Raw genomic sequence first — 11,908 nt, 5'->3', positions numbered from 1 at the left:
ATGCGCCACCGCGACCTCGCCATCTATGACATGGACAAGACCATCACCCGCGTCGCGACATGGACGCCGTTCCTGCGCCATGCGCTGAAGGAGCGCGGACGGGGTGCCTTGTGGCTGCTGCCGATCGCGGGGATCGCCGTCACCGGCTATGTCTTGCGCCTGTACGGTCGCGACCGGTTGAAGGAGATGACGCACCGGCTGGTGCTGGGTCGCACGGTGCCGGGCGAACGATTGACCGATACGGCGCGCGCCTTTGCGCGGGCTACGGTCGCCACCGGCCTGCTCGATGGCGCGCGGGCGCGAATCGAAGCCGACCGTGCCGATGGTCGGATGCTGGTGCTCGCCACCGCATCCTATCGTTTCTACGCACAGGAGATCGCGGACCTGCTCGGCTTCGACGCGGTCATCGCCACCAACTGCGCGCAGGAGCAAGGCGGCAACGTGCTGGCGCGAATCGATGGCGAGAATTGCTACGGCGCGGCCAAACTGCGCGCGATCGAGGCGTGGACCGCCGAACAAGGGATCGCGCGCGGCGACGTGGCGGTCCGGTTCTACAGCGATCACGTCTCGGACGCGCCGGTATTCGACTGGGCCGACGAACCGTTTCCGGTCAACGCCCATGCCCCGCTGAAGGCGCTGGCGCGCAAACGGGGCTGGCCGGTGCTCGACTGGCGCGACTGACGCTGGGGCGGATCGGGTCGGAATGGGGCGGCTCGTCTTCCGTGCGGTTCGACCGCTGTAAACGTTACGCGGGCCAAACGGTTCAATGCCCGCGGCGGACCCTTTTCCCGACATGCTCCCCCCGTCCCTCGTCAGGAAGGAGAAGAGCCTTCAGCGCTTCGACGTCCCCAGCCGCTTCGCGTTCGCCGTCGCCTTGGCATGGATCGGGGTCAGCGCCCGGCCGCCGGCACCGATCACGCCCGCGGTCAGCCGCATCGCCCGGTCCTGCCCTGCCGCGATCCGCCGTGCGGACGGCAACCGGCCGGCGGTGCCGAGCGACCAAGCGTCCTGCATCGCCTGCATCCACAGCCCCTGCATCGCCGCCATGTCCTTCGCCAGCGAATCGCCCGCCTTCGAAAAGGCCTGCGTCTTTTCGGTGACCATGCCGGTCAGTTCGACGTGATCGGCGGTCCATGGATTGCGTAGGCCGGCATCGATCATCGGCATCCGCCGGTCGATCACCACGGCGGAGGCAGCCATCGTTTCCCACAGGCGCAGGCTGGTCTGGGCAGCGTCGGTCCACATCTGCCACCACAGGGTCATTGGCATCGTCATCGCTGGTTCCTTCGACAAGGTCCGCCGCGGATCGGGTGCAGCGCCACCGCCTTACCCGATGACCATTCTTTATACCATGCGCGTGATCGTCGCTTGACCCGCATCCTGCCGCATTGCAGCAAGTGTGCCCATGACGACTCTGCCCCCGATCACCAACAATCCCGACATCCGCTTTCTCGGCCGGCTGCTCGGTGACGTCATCCGCACCTATGGCGGGGACGCGCTGTTCAAACGGATCGAGCATATCCGATCGACGTCGGTCGACCGGCATCGCGGGGTGGCCGGGGCCGATACGATCGACCTGGGGCTCGACAGCCTCAGCCTCGACGATACGATCGCGTTCGTGCGCGGGTTCATGATGTTCTCGATGCTCGCCAATCTGGCCGAGGATCGGCAGGGCATCGCAGCCGAACCGGGGGCCGATGTCGCGACCGCGATCGAGAAATTGCAGGCCGAGGGCATCGGGCGCGATGCGGTGCTGGCACTGCTCGACCATGCGCTGATCGCGCCGGTACTGACCGCGCACCCGACCGAGGTGCGGCGCAAGTCGATGATCGACCACAAGAACCGCATCGCCGACCTGATGCTGTTGAAGGATCAGGGCGCCGAGGAAACGCCCGAGGGCGACCGGGTCGACGAAGCGATCCTGCGCCAGATCGCGCTGCTGTGGCAGACCCGCGTCCTGCGCCGCGAACGGCTGTACGTCGCCGACGAGGTCGAAACCGCGCTCAGCTATCTGCGCGACGTGTTCCTGCCCACCCTGCCCGCGCTGTATGCCCGGTGGGAACGGGTGCTGGGCCAGCGCCCGCCGTCGTTCCTGAAACCCGGCAGCTGGATCGGTGGCGACCGCGACGGCAATCCGTTCGTCGATGCCGCCGCGCTCAGGCTGGCGCTGGCCAAGGCCGCCGATGCGGTGCTCGGCTATTATCTCGACCAGCTCCACAGCCTCGGTGCCGAACTATCGATCTCGACCGAGCATGTCCCGGTCGACGAGGCGATCGCGGCACTGGCCGACAAGAGCGGCGACAATGCCGCATCCCGTGCCGACGAACCGTTCCGCCGGGCGATCAGCGGCATCTATGCGCGCCTTGCCGCCACCCACCAGAAGCTGACCGGAAAGGTCGCGCCGCGCCCTGGCAATTTGACCGGCGAACCCTATGCCGATCCGGCGGCGTTCCGCGCCGATCTCGCGTCGCTCGCCCGCGGACTGGTGCAGCAGAATAACGGTCCGCTGTCGACCGGCGGCGCGCTCGGCCGGCTGATCCGCGCGGTCGAGACGTTCGGTTTCCACCTCGCCACACTCGACATGCGCCAGAACAGCGTGATTCATGAGGGCGTCGTCGCCGAACTGCTGAAGGTCGCCGGGGTTGAGGCGGATTATACGGCGCTGGACGAGGATGCGCGCGTCGAACTGCTGCGCCGCGAACTCGAAAGCCCGCGCCCGCTGACCAGTCCCTATGCCGAATATTCGGAGCAGACCGCATCCGAACTGGCGATCCTGCGCGCCGCCGCCGACGCCCATGCCCGCTATGGCCGCGAGTGCATCCGCCATTACATCGTGTCGATGGCGCAGTCGGTATCGGACCTGCTCGAAGTGCATCTGCTGCTGAAGGAGAGCGGCCTGTACGTCCCGGGCGAGACCCCGCAGGCGCATATCATGGCGATCCCGCTGTTCGAGACGGTCGCCGATCTGGAAGCGGCACCGGCGATCATGACGCGGTGGCTGGCGTTGCCCGAAGTCGCGGCGATCGCACAGAAGCGCGGCCATCAGGAAGTGATGATCGGCTACTCCGATTCGAACAAGGACGGCGGCTACCTGACCTCGACCTGGCAATTGTCGAAGGGGTCGACGGCGCTGGCGCCGGTGTTCGAAGAGGCGGGCATCGGGATGCAGTTGTTCCACGGGCGCGGTGGCGCGGTGGGGCGCGGCGGCGGGTCGTCGTTCGCCGCGATCCGGGCGCAGCCGCACGACACGGTGCAGGGCCGCATCCGCATCACTGAACAGGGCGAGGTCATCGCGGCGAAGTACGGCACGCGCGACAGTGCCGTCACGAACCTAGAAGCAATGACGTCGGCGACGTTGCTCGCCAGCCTCGAACCTGATTCGCTGAACCCCGCCGATGCGGCACGCTTCGCTGCCGCCATGGACACGCTGTCCGATACGGCGTTCAAGACCTATCGCGGCCTCGTCTATGGCACCGATGGCTTCACCACCTTCTTCCGACAAGCGACGCCGATCGCCGAGATCGCCGGACTGAAGATCGGGTCGCGCCCGGCCAGCCGGAAGAAATCCGACGCGATCGAGGACCTGCGCGCGATTCCGTGGGTGTTCAGCTGGGCACAGGCGCGGATCATGCTGCCGGGCTGGTACGGGGTCGGCGCGGCGCTGCAATCGTTCGAGGACAAGGGATTGCTGCGCGAGATGGCGACCGCATGGCCGCTGTTCGCGGCGACTTTGGCCAATATGGAAATGGTGCTCGCCAAGTCCGACATGGACGTCGCGGCGCGCTATGCCGGGCTGGTCGAGGACAAGGCGCTGTCGGAGGCAATCTTCGGCCGGATTCGCGAAGGCTGGCAGGCGACGCATGACGGGTTGCTGTCGGTCACCCGCCAGACGCGGCTGCTGGAAAAGAGCCCCGCGCTCGAAGCGTCGATCCGGCTGCGCACGCCGTATATCGAGCCGCTGAACCTGCTCCAGATCGAACTGCTCAAGCGGCACCGTGCGGGCGAGGCCGATGCCCGGATCGGCGAGGGCATCCTGCTGTCGATCAACGCCATCGCGACGGCGCTGCGCAACAGCGGCTGACGGGCGGAGCCTGTCCAGCCTGCGGCGCGGGCCACAGGACCCGATCCGGCGCAGCTGCACCGGATCGGGCGCGTGGTTACTTCGCGGCGGCCGGCGTGCCGGCGGCGGCGATACGCGATCCGTCGGCATTGAGCCCCAGGTCGCGCAGCAGCGGTCCGACCTGCGGATCGGCCCCGTTGAAGTTGCGGAACATGACCGCGTAATCCTCGGTATGGCCCTTCGACAGGATCATCTCGCGGAACCGCTGGCCATTGGCGCGGGTCATACCGCCGTTGTGCTCGAACCAGTCGAACGCGTTCGCGCTCAGCATCTTGGTCCAGCTGTACGCATAATAGCCGGCGGCATAGCCATTGCCCCAGATGTGCAGGAAATAGGTGGATCGATAGCGCGGCGGCACGTCGGCGACGTCCAGCCCGGTGGCGGCCAGCGCCTTCGTCTCGAACGCGTCGGCGTCCTGACCCCCCTGTGCGGCGGTCAGCGAATGCCAGCTCATGTCCATTTCGGCGGCGGCCAACGCCTCGCCGAACGAATAGCCCGAATTGAACGTGCCGGCGCGCTTGATCTTGTCGATCAGGGTCTGCGGAATGACCTGTCCGGTGCGGTAATGGACGGCGTAATGCGGCAGGACCTTGGGGTTCAGCGCCCAGTGCTCGTTGAACTGCGACGGAAATTCGACGAAATCGCGCGCGGTGTTGGTGCCCGAGATGCTGGGATAGGTCTGGTTCGCGAACAGGCCGTGCAACGCGTGACCGAATTCGTGGAACATGGTCGTCACGTCGTCGAAACTGATCAGCGCGGGCTGACCGGCGGCGGGCTTGGTGAAATTGCTGACATTATAGATGACCGGCTTCGTCCCGATCAACTTCGACTGGTTGACGAAGTTCGACATCCACGCGCCGCCATTCTTGTTGTCGCGCTTCCACAGGTCGAAATACATCAACCCGACCGGGGTGCCGTTCGCCTCCAGCACCTCATAAACGCTGATATCGGGATGATAGACCGGAATGTCGGTCCGCTTCTTGAACGTCAGCCCGTATAGCTGGTTGGCGGCATAGAAGACACCGTCGGTCAGCACCTTGTCGATTTCGAAATAGGGCTTCAGTTCATCCTGATTCAGGTCGTAGCGCGCCTTGCGGACCTGTTCGGAATAATAGTCCCAGTCCCATGGCTTCAACTGGAAATCGCCGCCGGTCGCGGCGATCCGCGCCTGTAGTTCCGCCGCCTCGCGCCGCTGTTCGGCGGCGACCGGCGTTCCCAGTTGCTGCATGAAGCTGAGCGCGGTCTTCGGATTCTGCGCCATCTGGTCCTGCAACACGTAATCGGCCCAGGTGGCGAAGCCGAGCAGCTTCGCCTTTTGCGCGCGCAGCGCCGCGATCTTCACGATCGTCGCGCGGGTGTCGTTCGCATCGCCCTTCGCCGCGCGTGTCCAGCTGGCGTTGAACAGCGCCTCGCGCGTCGCGCGGTTCTTCAGCGTCGCCAGTTCGGGCTGCTGGGTCGTGTTCTGCAACGTCAGCACATAGTTGCCGGCCAGCCCGCGCGCCGTTGCCGCATCGGCGGCCGCCGCGATCTCCCCCTCCGACAGGCCGTCAAGCTTCGCCCGGTCGTCGATCACCAGCGCGCCGGCCTTTGCCGCCGCCAGCAGCTTCTGCTGGAACGCCGTCTCCAGCGTCGACAATTGCGCGTTATAGGCGCTCAGCGTCTTCTTGTCGGCCGGCGACAGCAAGGCACCGGCACGGACCATCCCCTGATAGGTCAGCGTCAACACCTGCAACTGTTCGGCGTTCAGCCGCAGCGACTGGCGCTGGTCATACAGCGTCTTGACCCGCGCGAACAAGGCGGGATCGAGGTTGATCGCATCCTGATGCGCGGCATAGGCGGGGGCCAGTTCGGCCTGCGTCGCCTGCAAAATGTCGTCGGTATTGGCACCGACCACCCCGTAAAAGGCGAGGCTGGCCCGTTCGAGCAGACGGCCCGACCGCTCCATCGCGGCGATGGTGTTGTCGAAGGTCGGTGCGCTGCGGGCACGGGTGATCGCGGTGATCTCGGCACGTTGTTCGGCCATGCCAGCGCGGATCGCGGGGCCGTAATCGGCGCTCTTGATCCGGTCGAACGGCGGCGCTTCGAACGGCAGCGTGCTGGCGCGCGCGAACGGGTTGGTCGCGGGCAGCGGCGCGGCGAGGGCGGTCGTCGACAGCATCAGGAAGGTGGCGGCGGCGGTAACGGGGAAAAAGCGCATGACAGCTCCGTCGATACAGGGAGAACCGGCTGTGTCGCACCCCCCGCCCCGCCGGGCAATGCCCCGCCGGTCAGCGCAGCATCAGCCAGCCGAGGACGGTCAGCGCCGCCAGCGCCTGCCATCCCCCCTCGGTCCGGATCAGATAGACCATGCCGAGCACCCCGGCGGCGGCCAGCGCGCCCGCCGCGACCTGTCGCGTGGCGATGCGGTCGAGCACCATGATCCCGGCGACGATGTTCGCCGCGATGTTGACGACGATCCATCCATAGGACGGGATGACGCCGATCGATCCCCATAAGGGCAGCTTGATGGTCGCAAAGCCGCGCATCGTCCGTGGAAACAGGTCGGCGGCGAGATGCAGCCCAATCCCGAACGCCAGCCCCGCCGCCACCGGCCAGGTTCGCGGATCGAGCAGGGCGATGCCCGGCGGCAGGATACTGTGGAGCAGCGCGCTGCGATGGCGCAGGCGCAACGGGGTATCGAGATCGGGCAAGGTGCTGCCCGCCGCCGTCGCAAGCGTGACGGTCGCGATCAACGTCCAGTTCCCGGTACCCCCGACAAACGCCAGCACCACCGCACCCAATAGAAACAACGCCGCCGCCATCGACGCGCGTTACCTATCCGTACCCGGTTTGTCCACCGGAACGCGCGACCGCCAGATCGCCTAACACGCTGTAAACGATGCGATTCCCGACACGACCGGTCAGGGCATCGAGTAACGGTCACGCGGCACATCGGCCGGGACATCGATCGCCGGCACCGGCCGCGATGCCGCCCGGGCCAGCCACGCATCGCCGCCGTCGCGGTGGCGCGTCGATCCGTCGCCCCGCGTGGCGATCCGCCCATAGACCGGCCGGTCGCGGTCGCCGGGCGAACCGCCGAACATCGCCGCGATATTGCCATAGGTCGCCGGATCGCGCCCATCGAGGCTGAGCCGATCGTTCAGATAGCACGCCGTTGCCCATGCCGTTTCGGGGTCGGGCGTCATCGCGATGATCCGTTTCGCCCAGTACATGCGCAGGTTATTGTGCATCCAGCCAAAGCGCAGAAACTGGCGCTGACAGGCATTCCAGCTTTCGTCGCGCGTCTCGCCCCGCGCCATCGCCGACAGGTTTTCCAGATCGGGGCGCGGATCGCCGGCATGATCGGCCAGCGTCGTTCGCGCCCAGGCGGCGACCCGGTCATAGCGTTCGGGCGCGGCCAGTGCGCGCGCCTGATAGTGGAACCATTCGCGCCATCCGAGTAGTTCGTCGGCGAATTTGGTGCGGTGTTTGGCGCCTGCATCGCTATCCCCTACCGCGCGCATCACCTCGCGCGGGCCGAGGACCCCGAAATGGAGATAGGGGGACAGGCCGCTGGCCCCGTCGCGCCGGGTCGCGTCGTTGCGCGCGGTGGCATAGCCCGGCAGCACGTCGCGGACCAGCCGCGCCAAGCGTTCCTCCGCCGCCGTGCGCCCGGCGGGAAAAACTGCGCTGACCGGCAGGCTGTGGTCGATCGCCAGACCGGCAACGATGGCGTCGAGGTCGATCGTGTCGAGCCGGTCGGGCGCGAACGGCAGATCTCCGGCATAGGGCGCGACCATCGGCACTTCGACATCGGCATCGATCCAGTCCCCGCGCGCGGGATCGTGGCGGCGCAGGAAGCCCGACCGACCGCCGATCCCGTCGCCGATGACGGCGGGCGGCACCAGACAGGCGGCATTCACCGCATAGACCGCGACCGCCGCACGGTCGGCGACGCGATCCACCTGCCAGCGCGCGACGAAGGTCGGCTGATCCTCCACCACCAGCGCGGCGGCATCGGCGGCGAGGCGGTGGACCAGCCCCTTCTCACGGTGGCCCGCCCGGTCGATATGATGGACGCAGGTCAGCCCCCGCGCGCGGCACCCCGCCGCCAGGTCGCGACCGGCCCCGAGGATGAAATGGTGCAGCCGGTCGGAGGCATAAGGGTAATCCTCGCGCACGCCATGATAGACCAGCACCGGCAGTGACAGCGCATTGCCGAGGCGGATCGCCGCGTCCATCACCGGATTGTCGTCCGCGCGCAGCGCCTGTTGCAGCCAGCACAGCACATAGCGTCCGCCGTCTGCGACGCCGCACGCGTTGCGCGCCCGGACGCGCGGTGCCTCCCGCCATTCCGCCAGTGCCGGGGGCAGCGGGGCGCTCACCATGGCATGCCGCCCGCACCCGCGCATTCGGTGCCCCGCCGGCGGCAGGGGCAAGCTGTGATCGGACGGGGGCGGTGCATCGGGCAATCTCCTGTGCGCCGGATAACGATCGGGAACGGCGTCGGTCGCGCGGGCGGACGCGCCTTGTAAACGAACGCACAGTCGGTAAGCCTGTGGCAACGGCGGCGACGAAGCACGCCGATCGACAGGAGAACCCCCATGCGCACGGCACTCGGCATCGGCTTGGCCATGGTGATGCTGGCATCGCCGCTCGCCGCAGGACCGGTTCGCGACAATGTCCTGAGTGCGCAGGAACGCGCGCAGGGCTGGCGATTGCTGTTCAACGGGCGCGACCTGTCGGGATGGCGATCGTTCGACGGCGGGACACCGCCCGCGACGTGGACGGTCCGCGACGGTGCGCTGACGCTGATCAAGGCCGACGGACAGATGAGCGGAACCGATCTGGTGACCGCCGGTCGCTATGGCGCGTTCGAACTGACGCTCGACTGGAAGGTGGCGCGCGGCGGCAATAGCGGCATCCTCTATCTTGCGCAAAAGGTACCAGGCGCGCCGCTGCTGTATCAGACCGGGCTGGAGATGCAGGTGCTCGACGATGCCGGCCATTCCGACGGCAAGATCCCGACGCACCGCGCCGGCGCGCTGTACGACATGACGGTGCCCCCCGCCGGCGCGGCGCGACCGGCCGGCAGCTGGAACCATGCCCGCCTGCTAGTGGAGCGCGGCCGGATCCGGCAATGGCTGAACGGGACGCCGACCGCCGACGTTTCCTATGGCGACAAAGGCTGGCGTCGCCGGGTGGCGGGATCGAAATTCGCCGGGATGCCGCAGTTCGGCACCTTCCCCAGCGGGGTCATCGGCCTGCAGGACCATGGCGAACCGGTCGCGTTCCGCAACATCAAGCTGCGCCCGATCGGGCCATCGGCCACCGGGGCGGCCAAATGACCGGCGCGGCCGACGCCGCGATCGACGTCGTCATCGTCGGGTCGGGCGCGGCGGGCGGGATGGCGGCGTACAGCCTGACCAAATCGGGGCTCCGCTGCCTGATCCTGGAGGCCGGGCGCGACTATGATCCGCAAAAGGAGGTGAACATGTTCGCCCCCGAAAGCGCGGCACCGCTGCGCGGCACGGGCACCCCCGACAAGCCGTTCGGCTATTTCGACGCGACGGTCGATGGCGGCTGGCAGGTCGATGGCGAACCGTACACGATGCGCGAAGGCACCGATTTCCGCTGGTATCGTCCCCGGATGCTGGGCGGACGCACCAACCACTGGGGGCGGCACGTGCCGCGCTTCGGTCCGTACGACTTCAAACCCTTTTCCCGCGACGGGCTGGGGGTCGACTGGCCGATCGGCTATGACGAGGTCGCGCCGTTCTACGACCGGGTCGAACGGATGATCGGCGTCAATGGCGGGCCGATCGGACTGGAAAACCACCCCGATTCGCCGGCGGACTGCCTGATGCCGCCGCCCAAGCCCCGCGTGCCCGAAATGCTGATCGCCGCGGCGGCCGAAAACATCGGCATTCCCGTGCGCGCCGCGCATACGGCGGTGCTGACCCGCGACATGCCGGACCCAGTCGCGCCGCGTAGCGCCTGTTTCAACGCGACGCCGTGTACGCGCGGTTGCACCATCGGTGCGATGTTCCAGACCACGACCTCGCTGCTGCCGATGGCGAAGGCGACCGGGCGGCTGCGCGTCGTCACCGATGCGATGGTGTCGCGGATCGTGATGGCGTCGGGCAACCGCGCCGGCGGCGTCGAATATGTCGATCGCAAGACCGGCATGCGCCACCAGGTCACGGCGCGCGCGGTCGTGCTGGCGGCCGGTACCGGCGAGACGACGCGCCTGCTGCTCAATTCGGGGCAGGACGGGCGCGCCCTTGCCAACACCTCGGGCGAACTCGGCCGCAACCTGACCGATTCCACCGGCGCGTCGTTCCGCGCCTATATTCCCGGCCTCGCCAACCGCCCGCGCTATAACGAGGACGGGATCGGCGGGCAGCACATCTATATCCCGTTCTGGCTGTACGGACAGCAGCATCGCGGCGAACTGGATTTCGCGCGCGGCTATCATTTCGAAATCAACGGCCGGTTCGGCATCCCGCCCGACGCCGCATTACCAAGCACATGGGGACCGGCGTTGAAACAGGCGGTGCGCGAACGCTCCGGCGCGACGATCGGGCTGGTGCTGCGCGGCGAGATGATCCCCAACAAGGATTCCTATTGCGAGATCGATCCGGGGGTGAAGGACCGCTTCGGTATTCCGGTGCTGCGCTTCGCGTTCAAATGGTCGCAGCATGAGATCAATCAGGTCGCGCATGGCCGTCGTGCCGCGCATTCGGTGTTCCGCCGGCTGAATGGCACCATCCTCGACCCCGACCTGCCGCCCGAAAAGATCATGACGGCGGGCGGCGAGATCATCCACGAACTCGGCACCGCGCGCATGGGCAGCGACCGGCGATCCTCGGTCGTCGACGGCTATGGCCAGACTTGGGACGTCGACAATATCGTGCTGATGGACGGTGCCGCCTTCGCATCGGGACCGCACAAGAATCCGACCCTGACGATCCTTGCGCTTGCGCTGCGCGCCTCGGAACGATTGGCGACGCGCCTGCGGTCGGGAGCGCTCGCATGACCTTCAGCCGCCGCACGACCCTGCAATGGTTCGCGACCGCGACCGCCCTGACGCTTACCGCACGGCTGCCGGCCGTTGCCCCGGTGGCGAGCGACGCCGGCATCCCGCCGCCCTTCGCGGTGGTCGACTGGCCCGCGCAGGTCCCCGACCTGCCGCCGGCAAAGGGCTATGGCCGCGATCCCGACCAGACCGATCCCAAGGTGCCATGGCCGCTCACCCTGACCAAGGGGCAGCGCGCCACCATCGACCTGCTCGGCGACCTGATCCTGCCCGCCGACAAGGCATCGCCCGCGGCCGGCACGCTCGGCGTGGGTGCGTTCATCGACGAATGGATCAGCGCCCCCTATCCGCGACAGCAGGAGGATCGCGGCAGGGTGCTCGCCGGTCTCCTGTGGCTCGATGCGCAGAGCCGGGCGCTGCACGGCGCGACGTTCGCCGCATCGACGCCCGCCCGCCGAACGATGCTGCTCGACGCGCTGACCGTCGCCACCCCGTCGCCGGCCATGGCCCGGCCGGTCGCGTTCATGGACCGGCTGCGTAACCTCTTCATCCTGGGCTTCTACAGCCTGCCCGAGGGGAAGGCGGATATGGGCTATATCGGCGACCAGCCGACCGAGGGCCCCTATCCCGGCCCGACCGATGCCGCCCTGACGCATTTCGCCGCCTTGCTCGACGAACTGAAGCTGACGGACGCGACCCGGCGGGCATAGCCGGTCGTGACGCCCATACCGTGCCCGCACCGGCACCGGCATCGCCCTGTCTGCACGGCG

General features: G+C 67.7%; 9 protein-coding genes. 5 read left to right on the top strand and 4 right to left on the bottom strand.

Annotated elements, in window-relative coordinates:
* A complete protein-coding gene (locus tag ASE70_RS09505; RefSeq protein WP_056396239.1) occupies positions 1-681 on the top strand; it encodes an HAD family hydrolase in 681 nt (226 codons plus the stop codon).
* Positions 682-831: 150 nt separating this feature from the next.
* Here ASE70_RS09505 and ASE70_RS09500 read toward each other — a convergent pair whose 3' ends face one another.
* Complete coding sequence (locus tag ASE70_RS09500) at positions 832-1,275, bottom strand: hypothetical protein (protein WP_056396242.1); 444 nt, start codon at positions 1,273-1,275, stop codon at positions 832-834.
* A 130-nt stretch (positions 1,276-1,405) separates the two neighbouring features.
* Here ASE70_RS09500 and ppc point away from each other — a divergent pair, with 130 nt between their 5' ends.
* Positions 1,406-4,081 carry a phosphoenolpyruvate carboxylase gene (ppc, locus tag ASE70_RS09495; protein WP_056503963.1) on the top strand — a complete coding sequence of 892 codons (2,676 nt, stop codon included), beginning with the start codon at positions 1,406-1,408 and terminating at the stop codon, positions 4,079-4,081.
* 76 nt (positions 4,082-4,157) lie between these two features.
* Here the strand turns inward: ppc and ASE70_RS09490 are convergent, their stop codons facing one another.
* The 3 genes from ASE70_RS09490 to ASE70_RS09480 all read right to left on the bottom strand — a co-directional run bounded on the left by ASE70_RS09490 (position 4,158) and on the right by ASE70_RS09480 (position 8,487).
* A complete protein-coding gene (locus tag ASE70_RS09490; RefSeq protein WP_056503960.1) occupies positions 4,158-6,317 on the bottom strand; it encodes a M3 family metallopeptidase in 2,160 nt (719 codons plus the stop codon).
* Positions 6,318-6,387: 70 nt separating this feature from the next.
* A complete protein-coding gene (locus ASE70_RS09485) occupies positions 6,388-6,921 on the bottom strand; it encodes a hypothetical protein (RefSeq protein ID WP_056503957.1) in 534 nt (177 codons plus the stop codon).
* A gap of 99 nt (positions 6,922-7,020) precedes the next feature.
* Entirely contained in the window at positions 7,021-8,487 is a 1,467-nt protein-coding gene (locus tag ASE70_RS09480; RefSeq protein WP_056504022.1) for a deoxyribodipyrimidine photo-lyase, read from the bottom strand.
* 216 nt (positions 8,488-8,703) lie between these two features.
* On the opposite strand from ASE70_RS09480, the gene ASE70_RS09475 reads away from it, so the two are divergent.
* From ASE70_RS09475 to ASE70_RS09465, 3 genes are read left to right on the top strand one after another with little or no spacing between them, the layout of a single operon-like run.
* A complete protein-coding gene (locus ASE70_RS09475; protein WP_200925616.1) occupies positions 8,704-9,447 on the top strand; it encodes a 3-keto-disaccharide hydrolase in 744 nt (247 codons plus the stop codon).
* Positions 9,444-11,138, top strand: coding sequence for a GMC oxidoreductase (locus ASE70_RS09470; RefSeq protein WP_056503950.1), 1,695 nt, complete (start codon positions 9,444-9,446; stop codon positions 11,136-11,138). Before ASE70_RS09475 ends, ASE70_RS09470 begins: the two co-directional genes overlap by 4 nt.
* Positions 11,135-11,848: a gluconate 2-dehydrogenase subunit 3 family protein gene (locus ASE70_RS09465; RefSeq protein ID WP_056503946.1), complete on the top strand. Its 714-nt coding sequence runs from the start codon at positions 11,135-11,137 to the stop codon at positions 11,846-11,848. Before ASE70_RS09470 ends, ASE70_RS09465 begins: the two co-directional genes overlap by 4 nt.
* The last annotated feature ends 60 nt before the right edge of the window (positions 11,849-11,908 follow it).

The sequence above is a fragment of the Sphingomonas sp. Leaf22 genome (assembly GCF_001421715.1).
Lineage (GTDB): Bacteria > Pseudomonadota > Alphaproteobacteria > Sphingomonadales > Sphingomonadaceae > Sphingomonas.
Note: the sequence above shows the minus strand (reverse complement) of the source record. Positions and strands in the feature narration are given on the sequence as shown.